The sequence below is a fragment of the Streptomyces lunaelactis genome, from assembly GCF_003054555.1.
Taxonomy (GTDB): Bacteria; Actinomycetota; Actinomycetes; order Streptomycetales; family Streptomycetaceae; genus Streptomyces; species Streptomyces lunaelactis.
This window is the reverse complement of sequence record NZ_CP026304.1, coordinates 2257923-2271325: the sequence shown is the minus strand read 5'-3', so window position 1 is coordinate 2271325 and position 13403 is coordinate 2257923. Positions and strand designations below refer to the sequence as shown.

The following is a 13403-nucleotide window of genomic DNA, read 5'->3' as shown; positions in this document are numbered from 1 at the left end:
CACCGCAACGGCTGATCACATAGGGTGAAAAGAAAAACGGGAGGTTCGGCGTGTTCGTTGAACGTGCGCCACTTGTCGACTTAGTGTCCTGTTCGGAGAGTCCAGGAAGCAGACACACTGGTAACCCTGAACTTCAAGGTTAGGGTTTGGGTCGGCGTTTCGGACCGTCCCATCGGCATCCGTCGTCGCGACGCGACAACCGCGCAGCGACGACACGTAACTCGAGGCGAGAGGCCTTCGACGTGGCAGCACCGCAGAACTACCTCGCAGTCATCAAGGTCATCGGTGTCGGCGGCGGTGGTGTCAATGCCATCAACCGAATGATCGAGGTCGGTCTCAAAGGCGTCGAGTTCATCGCGATCAACACTGATGCGCAAGCTCTGTTGATGAGCGACGCCGACGTCAAGCTCGACGTCGGCCGTGAACTCACCCGGGGCCTCGGCGCCGGAGCGAATCCGGCAGTCGGTCGCAAGGCGGCAGAGGACCATCGCGAGGAGATCGAGGAGGTCCTCAAGGGGGCCGACATGGTCTTCGTCACCGCCGGTGAAGGCGGCGGCACCGGTACCGGCGGCGCACCTGTCGTCGCCAACATCGCACGCACGCTCGGCGCCCTGACGATCGGTGTGGTCACCCGGCCGTTCACCTTCGAGGGCCGGCGTCGGGCGAACCAGGCGGAGGACGGCATCGCCGAGCTCCGCGAAGAGGTCGACACCCTCATCGTCATCCCGAACGACCGGCTGCTGTCCATCTCGGACCGCCAGGTCAGCGTGCTGGACGCGTTCAAGTCCGCGGACCAGGTGCTGCTCTCGGGTGTTCAGGGCATCACCGACCTCATCACCACGCCCGGTCTGATCAACCTCGACTTCGCCGACGTCAAGTCCGTGATGTCCGAGGCCGGATCGGCGCTCATGGGCATCGGCTCGGCCCGCGGCGACGACCGCGCGGTGGCCGCGGCCGAAATGGCGATCTCCTCGCCGCTTCTCGAGGCGTCCATCGACGGCGCCCGTGGGGTGCTGCTCTCCATCTCCGGTGGCTCGGACCTCGGTCTCTTCGAGATCAACGAGGCCGCGCAGCTGGTGAGCGAGGCCGCCCACCCCGAAGCCAACATCATCTTCGGTGCGGTCATCGACGACGCCCTGGGCGACGAAGTACGGGTCACGGTCATCGCGGCCGGCTTCGACGGCGGGCAGCCGCCGACCCGGCGCGAAACCGTGATCGGTTCCGCGACCGGCAAGCGCGAGGAGCCGGCGATGCCGTCGCGCAGCACGGACACCTCGCGTCCGTCCGGCGGACTCGGCACCGTACCCGTGCGCGACGAGCCCTCGGCCCCGGCCGAGCCGGTTCCGGTCGCGAACGACCTGAGCGCCCCGCAGGTTCCGCCGGCCCGTCCGTACCAGGACAGCCAGGCCGAAGAGCTGGATGTCCCGGACTTCCTGAAGTGACAGTGCGGCACGACGCGATACACGTGAGCGGCGCGCACTTCGCCTTCACCGACAGGTGGGGCGGGGTGAGCGCCGTTCCGTACGACGAGCTCAACCTCGGCGGCGCGGTCGGCGACGACCCCGCGGCCGTACTGACCAACCGGACGATCGCCGCGAAGTCCCTGGATCTCGACCCGGACCGGGTCGTCTGGATGAACCAGGTCCACGGCACTGACGTCGCCGAAGTGGACGGGCCGTGGGGCGAGGGTCCGATTCCTCAGGTGGACGGTCTGGTCACCGCACGGCGCGGGCTCGCCCTCGCCGTACTGACCGCGGACTGCACCCCCGTACTGCTGGCCGATCCGGTCGCGGGCGTCGTGGCCGCCGCGCACGCGGGCCGGCCCGGGATGGTCGCGGGGATCGTGCCCGCCGCCGTCGGGGCGATGACGTCGCTGGGCGCGGAGCCGTCCCGGATCATCGCCCGTACCGGACCCGCAGTCTGCGGACGCTGCTACGAGGTTCCCGAGCGGATGCGGGCCGATGTGGCCGCGGTCGAACCGGCGGCCTGGTCCGAGACCGGCTGGGGAACCCCGGCCGTCGATGTCACCGCCGGAGTCCACGCCCAGCTCGAAGCGCTCGGTGTACGGGACCGGCAGGCCTCGCCGGTCTGCACACTGGAGTCGCGGGACCACTACTCGTACCGCCGAGACCGCACCACCGGGCGGCTCGCGGGATATGTCTGGTTGGACGGGCGGGAATGACGGACCGGAAGAAAGAACTCGCGGGCGGTCTGGCGACCGTGGAGGAACGTATCTCCGCAGCCTGCGCGGCCGCGGGCCGCAAGCGGGAGGAGGTGACCCTCATCGTGGTCACCAAGACCTACCCCGCGAGCGATGTACGGCTGCTCCACGAACTCGGCGTGCGGAATGTCGCCGAGAACCGTGACCAGGACGCGGCCCCCAAGGCCGCCGCCTGCTCGGATCTGGACCTCACATGGCACTTCGTCGGACAGTTGCAGACCAACAAGGTCCGTTCTGTGGCGGGTTATGCCGATGTGGTGCAGTCCGTTGACCGTCTCAAGCTCGTTTCCCTCCTGTCCGCCGCCGCGATCCGGGCGGAGCGTGAGCTCGGCTGTCTGATCCAGGTCGCGCTCGACGCCGAGTCGGGCGAGCGCGGTGAGCGGGGTGGCGTCGCACCGGACGGCATCGGGGAGTTGGCCACCGCGGTGGCCGAAGCACCAGGACTGCGGCTCGACGGACTGATGACCGTCGCGCCGCTCGCCGGACCGTACGCGGGGCGGCAACAGGCGGCGTTCGAGCGGCTGATGGAATTCTCATCCAGCCTGCGCGCCGGGCATCCGGCTGCGAACATGGTGTCAGCAGGGATGAGTGCGGACCTCGAACAAGCAGTGGCGGCCGGAGCGACACATGTGCGCGTCGGCACTGCGGTACTCGGAGACCGACCCCGGCTCGGGTAACGTCGCGAAGCAAGTCGGACCACAGCAGAAAATATGGTCATTCCCGTCACAACGCGGGTAGACCGAGTGGATCGCCGGCACTTGGTGACGATGCCGATCCACCACAGAGCGGAGGACTCAGAGAATGGCCGGCGCGATGCGCAAGATGGCGGTCTACCTCGGCCTCGTGGAGGACGATGGGTACGACGGCCGGGGTTTCGATCCCGATGACGATTTCGAACCCGAGCCGGAGCCCGAGCGGGACCACCGCCGGCACCAGCCCCCGCACCAGGTGGAGCGGGAAGAGCCGATGCGGGTGGTGCAGCCCCCCGCGCAGCGCGAGCCGGTTCCGCTTCTCGCTGAAAGTGGACGTCCGGCACGAATCGCCCCCGTGGCATCCATCACACCTGAACGTCCGAGCCTGGAGAAGAACGCACCGGTGATCATGCCCAAGGTCGTGTCCGAGCGGGAGCCGTACCGCATCACCACGCTGCACCCGCGGACCTATAACGAGGCCCGTACCATCGGGGAACACTTCCGCGAGGGCACCCCGGTGATCATGAATCTCACGGAGATGGACGACACGGACGCGAAGCGACTTGTCGACTTTGCCGCGGGACTCGTCTTCGGCCTGCATGGCAGCATTGAGCGGGTGACGCAGAAGGTGTTCCTGTTGTCGCCTGCTAACGTCGATGTCACGGCGGAGGACAAGGCCCGCATCGCAGAGGGCGGGTTCTTCAACCAGAGCTGAGAAATACGACACCGGAACGACCCGGCCGCAAGGCCGGAATGATGAGAGCCAGGGGAGAGGGAAGCGCGGGATGGGCGTCGCACTACAGGTGGTCTACATCGCGCTGATGTGCTTCCTCATCGTGCTGATTTTCCGGCTGGTCATGGACTACGTTTTTCAGTTCGCGCGCTCATGGCAACCCGGCAAGGCGATGGTGGTCGTTCTGGAGGCCACCTACACTGTCACCGATCCACCGCTCAAGCTTTTGCGGCGGTTCATCCCGCCGTTGCGTCTCGGGGGCGTGGCACTCGACCTGTCCTTCTTCGTTCTGATGATCATCGTCTACATCCTGATCAGCATCGTGAACAACTTTGCGAGCAGCGTGTGAACGATACGGTCTTGCCGACTGCCGACGACTACGTAGAGGTGAAGAAGAGATGCCGCTGACTCCCGAGGACGTGCGGAACAAGCAGTTCACGACCGTCCGCCTCCGAGAAGGCTATGACGAGGACGAGGTTGATGCCTTCCTCGATGAGGTCGAGTCCGAGCTGACCCGCCTGCTCCGCGAGAACGAGGACCTGCGCGCCAAGCTGGCCGCGGCGACCCGTGCGGCGGCGCAGAACCAGCAGCAGCAAGGTATGCGCAAGCCGCCGGAGCAGCAGGACGGCCGTGGGCCCGGTGCACCGGTGCCCGCCGCCATATCCGGACCGCCGGTCCAGCAGCAGCCCCCGCAGATGGGTCCGCCCCAGCTGCCCGGTGGTGCGCCGCAGCTGCCCGCCGGCCCCAGCCACGGTGGCCCGCAGGGCCCGCACGGCCACGGCCCGATGCAGGGCGGTCCCATGGGTGGACCGATGGGCGGCCCCATGGGCGGTCACGGTCCGCAGATGCCGCAGCAGGGACCTGGCGGCGACAGTGCCGCGCGTGTGCTCTCGCTGGCGCAGCAGACCGCCGACCAGGCGATCGCGGAGGCCCGTTCCGAGGCCAACAAGATCGTCGGCGAGGCGCGCAGCCGCGCCGAGGGCCTGGAGCGGGATGCCCGCGCCAAGGCCGATGCACTGGAGCGGGACGCTCAGGAGAAGCACCGCGTCGCGATGGGCTCGCTGGAGTCCGCGCGCGCCACGCTGGAGCGCAAGGTCGAGGACCTGCGAGGCTTCGAGCGCGAGTACCGGACCCGGCTGAAGTCGTACCTGGAGAGCCAGCTGCGTCAGCTGGAGACCCAGGCGGACGACTCGCTGGCGCCGCCGCGGGGGCCCGTGGCCGCTTCGCTGCCGCCGTCGCCCTCGATGGCTCCGGCCGGTGCGGGTGCGATGGGTCACACCATGGGTGGCAACCCGTCCATGGGGCAGTCGATGGGCCAGCCGATGGGTGGCAACCCGTCCATGGGCGGTGCCCCGTCGTACGGCGGCCAGCAGCAGATGTCGCCGGCGATGACCCAGCCGATGGCACCGGTGCGGCCGCAGGCGCCGCAGCCGATGCAGCAGGCGCCGTCGCCGATGCGTGGGTTCCTGATCGACGAGGACGACAACTGAGGGCGGCGGGTCGCGCGGACAGCGCGTAGCCGTCGGCAGGCTGAGGGCCGGGCCCGGGACTGATGTCCCGGGCCCGGCCCTTTTGCGTGCGCAGCGTGCGGGGTCGCCTGCGGGGGCTTGTTCCCCACCCCGCCCCTTCCCCTGACCAGGGCTCCGCCCCGGACCCCGCGCCTCAATCGCCGGCGGGGCTGACAGAGTCAGCCCGTCCGGCGATTGAGGACACGGCCGAAGGCCGTACGGGCCCGGCGTCAGACCTTGCGGAGGCGGAACGTCAGGGACAGGCCCTCGTCCGTGAACAGGGGGCCGAAGCCGGCGTCCGGCTCGTCCGGCGTGAAGCTCGTCGCCAGCACCTCGTCCGCGATCAGCTCCGCATGCGCCGACAGTGCCTCCGCCGTCGACGGGTCCGAGGAGGACCAGCGCACCGCGATCCGGTCCGCCACGTCCAGGCCGCTGTTCTTGCGGGCCTCCTGGATCAGGCGGATCGCGTCACGCGCCAGGCCCGCCAGGCGGAGCTCCGGAGTGATCTCCAGGTCCAGGGCGACCGTCGCGCCCGAGTCGGAGGCCACCGACCAGCCCTCGCGCGGGGTCTCCGTGATGATGACCTCGTCCGGGGAGAGGGAGACGGTCTCGCCGTCCACGGAGACCGACGCGTTGCCCCCGCGCAGGGCCAGGGACAGTGCCGCCGCGTCCGCCTCGGCGACCGCCTTCGCCACCGCCTGGACGCCCTTGCCGAAGCGCTTGCCCAGCGCGCGGAAGTTCGCCTTGGCCGTCGTGTCGACCAGTGAGCCGCCGACCTCCGAGAGAGAGGCCAGGGACGAGACGTTCAGCTCCTCCGTGATCTGGGCGTGCAACGCGGGCGGGAGCGACTCGAAGCCCGTCGCCGCGACCAGCGCGCGGGACAGCGGCTGACGGGTCTTGACACCCGACTCCGCACGCGTCGCGCGGCCCAGCTCCACCAGCCTGCGCACCAGCGCCATCTGGGAGGAGAGCGTGGGGTCGATCGCGTCCAGGTCGGCTGCCGGCCAGGTCGACAGGTGGACCGACTCGGGCGCGTCCGGCGTCACCGGGACGATCAGGTCCTGCCAGACCCGCTCCGTGATGAAGGGGGTCAGCGGAGCCATCAGGCGGGTGACCGTCTCGACCACGTCGTGCAGGGTGCGCAGTGCCGCCTTGTCGCCCTGCCAGAAGCGGCGGCGCGAGCGGCGTACGTACCAGTTGGACAGATCGTCGACGAACGAGGAGAGGAGCTTGCCGGCGCGCTGGGTGTCGTACGACTCCAGGGCCGAAGTGACCTGGTCCACCAGCGCGCCCAGCTCGCTCAGCAGCCAGCGGTCCAGGACCGTGCGCTCGGCCGGCGCCGGATCCGCCGCGGACGGCGCCCAGTTGGACGTACGGGCGTACAGCGCCTGGAAGGCCACCGTGTTCCAGTACGTCAGGAGCGTCTTGCGGACGACCTCCTGGATCGTGCCGTGGCCCACGCGCCGCGCCGCCCACGGGGAGCCGCCGGCCGCCATGAACCAGCGGACCGCGTCGGCGCCGTGCTGGTCCATCAGCGGGATCGGCTCCAGGCTGTTGCCCAGGTGCTTGGACATCTTGCGGCCGTCCTCGGCGAGGATGTGGCCGAGGCAGACCACGTTCTCGTAACTGGACTTGTCGAAGACGAGCGTGCCGACGGCCATCAGCGTGTAGAACCACCCACGCGTCTGGTCGATCGCCTCCGAGATGAACTGCGCCGGATAGCGCTTCTCGAAGAGCTCCTTGTTCTTGTACGGATAGCCCCACTGCGCGAACGGCATCGAACCCGAGTCGTACCAGGCGTCGATGACCTCGGGGACGCGCGTCGCGGTCCCCTGGCAGGTCGGGCAGGGGAACGTCACATCGTCGATGAACGGACGGTGCGGGTCCAGTGCCGACTGGTCCGTGCCCGTCAGCTCGGTCAGCTCGGTGCGCGAGCCGACGCAGGTGAGGTGGTTCTCCTCGCAGCGCCAGATCGGCAGCGGCGTGCCCCAGTAGCGGTTCCGCGACAGCGCCCAGTCGATGTTGTTGTTCAGCCAGTCGCCGTACCGGCCCTGCTTGACCGAGTCGGGGAACCAGTTGGTGTTCTCGTTCTCCTCGAGCAGCCGGTCCTTGATGGCCGTGGTGCGGATGTACCAGGACGGCTGCGCGTAGTAGAGCAGCGCCGTGTGGCAGCGCCAGCAGTGCGGGTAGCTGTGCTCGTACGGGACGTGCCTGAAGAGCAGGCCGCGGGCCTGCAGATCGTCCACGAGGGTCTCGTCGGCCTTCTTGAAGAAGACACCGCCGACCAGCGGCACATCCTCCTCGAAGGTGCCGTCGGGGCGGACCGGGTTGACCACCGGCAGGCCGTACGCACGGCAGACCTTGAGGTCCTCCTCACCGAAGGCGGGGGACTGGTGGACCAGACCCGTACCGTCCTCGGTCGTCACGTACTCGGCGTTGACGATGTAGTGGGCCTCCGAGGGGAACTCCACCAGGGCGAAGGGGCGGTCGTACGTCCAGCGCTCCATCTCCGCGCCCGTGAAGGACCGGCCGGTGGTCTCCCAGCCTTCGCCGAGCGCCTTCTCCAGCAGCGGCTCCGCGACGACGAGCTTCTCCTCGCCGTTCGTCGCGACGACGTATGTGACGTCGGGGTGCGCGGCGACGGCGGTGTTGGAGACCAGGGTCCAGGGGGTGGTGGTCCACACCAGGAGGGCCGCCTCGCCGGCCAGCGGGCCGCTCGTCAGCGGGAAGCGGACGAAGACGGACGGGTCCACGACCGTCTCGTACCCCTGCGCCAGCTCGTGGTCGGAGAGGCCGGTGCCGCAGCGGGGGCACCAGGGGGCGACGCGGTGGTCCTGGACCAGCAGGCCCTTGTTGAAGATCTCCTTCAGCGACCACCAGACCGACTCGATGTACGACGGGTCCATGGTGCGGTACGCGTCGTCGAGGTCGGTCCAGTAACCCATGCGGGTCGTCAGCTCGGCGAAGGCGTCCGTGTGCTGGGTCACCGACTCACGGCACTTGGCGTTGAACTCGGCGATGCCGTACGCCTCGATGTCCTTCTTGCCCGCGAAGCCGAGTTCCTTCTCGACGGCGAGCTCGACCGGCAGGCCGTGGCAGTCCCAGCCGGCCTTGCGGGCGACGTGGTAGCCGCGCATGGTGCGGAAGCGCGGGAAGACGTCCTTGAAGACGCGGGCCTCGATGTGGTGCGCGCCGGGCATGCCGTTGGCGGTCGGCGGGCCCTCGTAGAACACCCACTCGGGGCGGCCCTCGGACTGCTCCAGGCTCTTGGCGAAGATCTTGCTCTCGCGCCAGAAGTCGAGCACAGCGTGCTCGAGCGCGGACAGATCGACCTGGGCGGGCACCGGGCGATACTGGGGTGGTGTCATCGACGAGCTCCTCCAACGGACAGTGTCTGTTCCGTCGGAGGGACGAGAGCGCGAGCTCCCGCGGTACCACCCTCCTTGGCCCGCCGGCCAGTGACCGGTGAGCCCCCTCATTGGGGTCGCGATGCCGGGTCTACTCGCCCGCGGTCCGGCTGCGGGCTTTCTTCCGGCGGCTCAGGGGTGATGCTTCACTCCGCGCTCGCCCCCGGGCTCTCACCGTCCCCGGGTCGCTCATGGCTGCGTACGAAGCTACTCGTCCCCATCCACGCCTTTCGCTCCGCCCAGTGTACGGGGCGGTACGGGAGGCGGCCGACCGCATTTCACGGGGCTGTCCGCGGTGTCGTCCACGGGGTCTCTCGCGGGCCGTGCCGTTGACCCGAATGGCCACACACGGTCCGGCGGAGTCCGGCTCCGCCCGTGCGGCGGATTACCCGGCGGGGAGCTGGGCACAACGGATGCAGGTTCGTCTTGCCGCAGGCCAAGGCGGGCCCAGCTGGCGGCGTGCCCCGTTTGCCGCGGGGCTGGGGTCGACTTATCGTCCCAGCACGATTCGCGAGCGAGATCACAATATGTGAAGGGGCCGCGGCCATGGTGGCGAAGAAGACCGCCGAGAAGACGGCGTCCGCAAGATCCGCCGCCGCTGGTGCGGCGGCGAAGGACCCGAGCGGGAAGAAGAGCACCGTCGCCAAGCAGGCCGTGGCGGCGGACAACCCCGTGAAGAAGAAGGCGTCGGCGGCTGCGGCGCCTGTCAACAAGGTGTCGGCTCTCGAGGCGCCTGCCAAGAAGGCGGTCGCCAAGAAGGTCACCGCGAAGAAGACCACTGCCAAGGCCACGGCCAAGAAGGTCACCGCCAAGAAGACGGCGCCGGCGAAGGCAACGTCGAAGAAGGCGACCGCCAAGACGACGACCGCGAAGAAGACGACCGCGAAGAAGACGACGACCGCCAAGAAGACGACTGCGAAGAAGGCGACGGCCGTGAAGGAGATGGCCGCACCGGCGGTGGGGACCTCGCCGGTGAAGAAGGCACCTGCGAAGAAGGCCGTGGCCAAGAAGGCCGCGAAGAAGGCCGCGAAGAAGGCCGCACCTGCGGCCAAGGAGGCGGCCCAGGCCGCCAAGCAGACAGGAGCCAGAACGGTGGGAGCGAAGAAGACCGCGGGTGGGGCATCGGCTGCCGGCAAGGGCGCTGCAGCGCTGCCCACGGCCCCTACAGTGGCCGCGACACCGCCCGGTGAGCTCGCGGTACGGCCCGGCGAGGATCCCTGGACACCGGAAGAGGTCGCCGAGGCGAGGGCGGAGCTGGAGAGCGAGGTGACCCGGCTGAACGCCGAGCTGCTCTCCTCGGAGGTGGCACTGGCCGGGCTGATGCGCGACTCCGGCGACGGTGCCGGCGACGACGACGCCGACACCGGGACCAAGAACATCACGCGCGAGCACGAGATGTCGCTCGCCGCCAACGCCAGGGAGATGCTGGAGCAGACCGAGCGGGCGCTGCAGCGGCTCGACGCGGGGACGTACGGGCTCTGCGAGATCTGCGGCAAGCCGATCGGAAAGGCCCGTATGCAGGCGTTCCCGCGCGCCACGCTCTGTGTCGAGGACAAGCAGAAGCAGGAAAGGCGGGGCTGAGACTCCGTACGTGTGTGCCGTACCCTCGTGCTCAGTCAGGCACCTAGGTTGAGGGACTCACGTGGCAGAGGCGGAGCGCATCATCGGTACGCCAGATGTTGACGACGAGGCTGCGGCGCGCGCCGAGCAGCCGAAGGGCAAGCGCAGGATCGCCGTGCTGTTCGGCGTTGCCCTCGTGGCCTACCTGATCGACCTCGGCAGCAAGATGCTCGTGGTGGCCAAGCTGGAGCACCACGAGCCGATCGAGATCATCGGCGATCTGCTGAAGTTCGAGGCGGTACGGAACGCCGGCGCGGCCTTCGGTATCGGCGAGGCCTTCACGGTGATCTTCACCGTCATCGCGGCCGCGGTGATCGTGGTGATCGCGCGGCTGGCGCGCAAGCTCTACAGCCTGCCCTGGGCGATCGCGCTCGGCCTGCTGCTGGGCGGTGCGCTCGGCAATCTCACCGACCGGATCTTCCGTGCGCCCGGCGTTTTCGAGGGCGCGGTCGTCGACTTCATCGCGCCCGCGCACTTCGCCGTCTTCAACCTCGCCGACTCCGTGATCGTGTGCGGCGGGATCCTGATTGTGATCCTGTCGTTCAAGGGGCTGGACCCCGACGGGACCGTCCACAAGGACTGACAAGGCATACTCGACGGGTGAGTACCCTTCCCGAGATCCGCACCCTGCCCGTACCCGATGGCCTTGAGGGCGAGCGCGTCGACGCCGCCATTTCCCGGATGTTCGGGTTCTCCCGTACGAAGGCGGCCGAGCTGGCCGCCGCCGGGAAGGTGCAGGTGGACGGCTCCGCCGTCGGAAAGTCCGAGCGGGTGCACGGCGGTGCGTGGCTCGAGGTGGAGATGCCCCTGGCGCCCGCCCCGGTGCAGATCGTGGCCGAGCCGGTCGAGGGCATGGAGATCGTGCACGACGACGACGACATCGTCGTGATCGTCAAGCCGGTGGGCGTGGCCGCGCATCCGAGCCCGGGCTGGACCGGGACGACGGTGATCGGCGGGCTCGCGGCGGCGGGGTACCGGATCTCGACGTCGGGTGCGGCGGAGCGCCAGGGCATTGTGCACCGCCTTGACGTCGGCACGTCCGGGCTGATGGTCGTGGCCAAGTCGGAGCGGGCGTACACCCTGCTGAAGGCGCAGTTCCGGGACCGGATCGTGGACAAGCGGTACCACGCGCTGGTGCAGGGGCACCCGGACCCGATGAGCGGGACGATCGATGCGCCGATCGGCCGGCATCCGAACCACGACTACAAGTGGGCGGTCACGGCCGAGGGCAAGCCGTCGGTCACGCACTACGACCTGATCGAGGCGTACCGGGCGGCGTCGCTGCTGGACATCAAGCTGGAGACGGGGCGTACGCACCAGATCCGGGTGCACATGTCGGCGCACAAGCACCCCTGTGTGGGTGACCTGACCTACGGCGCGGACCCGACGCTGGCGAAGCGGCTGGGCCTGACCAGGCAGTGGCTGCACGCGGTGCGGCTGGGCTTCGAGCATCCGTCGGACGGGCAGTGGGCCGAGTTCTCGAGCACGTACCCGGACGATCTGCAGCAGGCGCTGGACAAGATCACGGCGGAGAGCGAGTGAGTTCCTTCGTCGTGCGGGTCGCTGCCGCCCCGGCCGACCGTGAGGCGTGCTTCGCGGTCCGCAACGCGGTCTTCGTGGTCGAGCAGCAGGTGCCCGAGGAGATCGAGTACGACGCGCTGGACGCGGAGGACGCGGACACGGTGCATGTGCTGGCGGTCGCGGCGGACGGTCTGCCGCTGGGCACGGGACGCCTGCTGTACGGCCCGGCCGCGGCGGACAGGACCGGCGGTGACGCGTCGGTGGGCTCGCTGGGCCGGCTCGCTGTGAACAAGGCGGCGCGCGGGCTGGGCGTGGGCGTGGCGCTGGTGCGGGGCATCGAGGACGCGGCGCGGGAGCGGGGGCTGGCGGCGGTGGACCTGCATGCGCAGACCCAGGCGCTGGGGTTCTACGAGCGGCTGGGGTATGTGGCGTACGGTCCGGAGTTCTTGGACGCGGGGATGGGGCATCGGGCGATGCGGCGGGTTCTGTAGCGGCCTGATCCAGAAGCCAGATGATGTCGGCGGCGCGCCACGAGGTGCTGTCGGCACGGAACGAACCGGGCGCGACGTCAGCCTCGGCCCGTGCGGGGCTGATCGCCGTCGGGGTGGCCGTCGTCGTGGTCTTCCGCCGGTGTGCCGGACTTCGCCGCCGCGCCTCCATCCACCGCCGCCGGCGACGTCGTGATCCGCGGCAGCGCGTACGGATGCTGCTCGCACAGCCAGGCGATCATCTGCTCCCGTACGGCACACCGCGCCGTCCAGACGTCGTCGGCGTCCTTGGCGGTGACCACTGCCCGTACCTGCATTGTGCTGGGAGTCGTGTCCGTGACCGCCAGGCTCCAGTCCCGGCCGTCCCACGCACCGCACTCCCGCAGGATGTCCTGCAACTTCTCGCGCATCAGGCTCACCGGCGCCGAGTGGTCCAGATGGAAGAAGACCGTTCCGGTCATCTGCGCCCCGCCGCGCGACCAGTTCTCGAAGGGCTTGCTGGTGAAGTACGACACCGGCATGGTGATGCGCCGCTCGTCCCAGGTCCGTACGGCCAGGAACGTCAGCGTGACCTCCTCCACCGTGCCCCACTCGCCGTCCACCACCACCGTGTCGCCGATCCGCACCATGTCGCCGAAGGCGATCTGGAAACCGGCGAAGAGATTGCCGAGTGTGGACTGCGCGGCGACACCGGCGACGATGCCGATGATGCCCGCGGAGGCCAGCAGGGAGGCGCCGACCTTCTCCATGCCGGGGAAGGTCAGCAGCATCGCCGCGACCGCCACCACCACGACGATCGCGGTGACGATCCGCATGATCAGCGTGACCTGCGTACGCACCCGCCGTACCCGGGCCGGGTCGCGGGTCGATGACGCGTAGCGGACGTACGTGGACTCCACCACGGCGGAGACGATCCGTATCACCAGCCAGGCGCTCGCGCCGATTAGCACCAGCGACAGCACATGGCCGATCCCGGCCTCGTGGTCCTCGATGAGCTGCCACTGCGTCTCGCGGTAGGTCCCTCGCAGCAGGGCGGTGAGGAGCACGACCTGCAAGGGCAGCCGGCAGCGGCGCAGCAGCCCCCACAGGGGAGTCTCGGGGTGGTGGCGGTCCACGCGGCGCAGCAGCAGGTCGACGACCCAGCCGAGCAGCAGGGTGAGCACGACCGAGCCACCGACCACGGTCAACGGGCGCAGTGCGTTCTCCATGACTC

General features: G+C 69.2%; 12 protein-coding genes. 10 read left to right on the top strand and 2 right to left on the bottom strand.

All coding sequences use genetic code 11. From position 1 onward, the window contains the following. Positions 1-242: 242 nt before the first annotated feature. The 6 genes from ftsZ to SLUN_RS10180 all read left to right on the top strand — a co-directional run bounded on the left by ftsZ (position 243) and on the right by SLUN_RS10180 (position 5136). Entirely contained in the window at positions 243-1442 is a 1200-nt protein-coding gene (gene ftsZ / locus SLUN_RS10205; RefSeq protein WP_108148188.1) for a cell division protein FtsZ, read from the top strand. Then, positions 1439-2182, top strand: a complete 744-nt coding sequence (gene pgeF / locus SLUN_RS10200; RefSeq protein WP_108148187.1) for a peptidoglycan editing factor PgeF — start codon at positions 1439-1441, stop codon at positions 2180-2182. The genes ftsZ and pgeF overlap by 4 nt, the downstream gene beginning before the upstream one ends. Continuing rightward, complete coding sequence (locus SLUN_RS10195) at positions 2179-2898, top strand: YggS family pyridoxal phosphate-dependent enzyme (protein WP_108148186.1); 720 nt, start codon at positions 2179-2181, stop codon at positions 2896-2898. The genes pgeF and SLUN_RS10195 overlap by 4 nt, the downstream gene beginning before the upstream one ends. A 124-nt stretch (positions 2899-3022) precedes the next feature. Next, on the top strand, positions 3023-3628 hold the full coding sequence (locus SLUN_RS10190; RefSeq protein ID WP_108148185.1) for a cell division protein SepF: 606 nt from the start codon (positions 3023-3025) through the stop codon (positions 3626-3628). A 70-nt stretch (positions 3629-3698) separates the two neighbouring features. Then, positions 3699-3995, top strand: a complete 297-nt coding sequence (locus SLUN_RS10185; protein WP_108148184.1) for a YggT family protein — start codon at positions 3699-3701, stop codon at positions 3993-3995. Between the two features lie 49 nt (positions 3996-4044). After that, positions 4045-5136 carry a DivIVA domain-containing protein gene (locus SLUN_RS10180; RefSeq protein WP_108148183.1) on the top strand — a complete coding sequence of 364 codons (1092 nt, stop codon included), beginning with the start codon at positions 4045-4047 and terminating at the stop codon, positions 5134-5136. A 248-nt stretch (positions 5137-5384) separates the two neighbouring features. On the opposite strand, the gene ileS is transcribed toward SLUN_RS10180, so the two are convergent. Further along, positions 5385-8522 carry an isoleucine--tRNA ligase gene (ileS, locus tag SLUN_RS10175; protein WP_108148182.1) on the bottom strand — a complete coding sequence of 1046 codons (3138 nt, stop codon included), beginning with the start codon at positions 8520-8522 and terminating at the stop codon, positions 5385-5387. Between the two features lie 585 nt (positions 8523-9107). Here ileS and SLUN_RS10165 point away from each other — a divergent pair. From SLUN_RS10165 to SLUN_RS10150, 4 genes are all read left to right on the top strand, one after another. Next, positions 9108-10142: a TraR/DksA family transcriptional regulator gene (locus SLUN_RS10165; protein ID WP_108148181.1), complete on the top strand. Its 1035-nt coding sequence runs from the start codon at positions 9108-9110 to the stop codon at positions 10140-10142. Positions 10143-10203: 61 nt separating this feature from the next. Further along, positions 10204-10764 carry a signal peptidase II gene (gene lspA / locus SLUN_RS10160; RefSeq protein WP_108148180.1) on the top strand — a complete coding sequence of 187 codons (561 nt, stop codon included), beginning with the start codon at positions 10204-10206 and terminating at the stop codon, positions 10762-10764. A 17-nt stretch (positions 10765-10781) separates the two neighbouring features. Next, entirely contained in the window at positions 10782-11723 is a 942-nt protein-coding gene (locus SLUN_RS10155; protein ID WP_108148179.1) for an RluA family pseudouridine synthase, read from the top strand. After that, the gene (locus SLUN_RS10150) at positions 11720-12193 is read left to right on the top strand and encodes a GNAT family N-acetyltransferase (RefSeq protein WP_108148178.1); all 474 of its coding nucleotides are present in this window, start codon (positions 11720-11722) and stop codon (positions 12191-12193) included. The genes SLUN_RS10155 and SLUN_RS10150 overlap by 4 nt, the downstream gene beginning before the upstream one ends. 77 nt (positions 12194-12270) lie before the next feature. Here SLUN_RS10150 and SLUN_RS10145 read toward each other — a convergent pair whose 3' ends face one another. Further along, a complete protein-coding gene (locus tag SLUN_RS10145) occupies positions 12271-13398 on the bottom strand; it encodes a mechanosensitive ion channel family protein (RefSeq protein ID WP_108148177.1) in 1128 nt (375 codons plus the stop codon). Positions 13399-13403: the final 5 nt, after the last annotated feature.

What these genes read in the sequence shown, in the direction of transcription:
- SLUN_RS10185 (WP_108148184.1), top strand. Translation starts at nt 3,699, where the DNA reads ATGGGCGTCGCACTACAGGTGGTCTACATCGCGCTGATGTGCTTCCTC.
- ileS (WP_108148182.1), bottom strand. Translation starts at nt 8,522, where the DNA reads ATGACACCACCCCAGTATCGCCCGGTGCCCGCCCAGGTCGATCTGTCC.
- SLUN_RS10195 (WP_108148186.1), top strand. Translation starts at nt 2,179, where the DNA reads ATGACGGACCGGAAGAAAGAACTCGCGGGCGGTCTGGCGACCGTGGAG.
- SLUN_RS10190 (WP_108148185.1), top strand. Translation starts at nt 3,023, where the DNA reads ATGGCCGGCGCGATGCGCAAGATGGCGGTCTACCTCGGCCTCGTGGAG.
- SLUN_RS10145 (WP_108148177.1), bottom strand. Translation starts at nt 13,398, where the DNA reads ATGGAGAACGCACTGCGCCCGTTGACCGTGGTCGGTGGCTCGGTCGTG.
- SLUN_RS10180 (WP_108148183.1), top strand. Translation starts at nt 4,045, where the DNA reads ATGCCGCTGACTCCCGAGGACGTGCGGAACAAGCAGTTCACGACCGTC.
- SLUN_RS10165 (WP_108148181.1), top strand. Translation starts at nt 9,108, where the DNA reads ATGGTGGCGAAGAAGACCGCCGAGAAGACGGCGTCCGCAAGATCCGCC.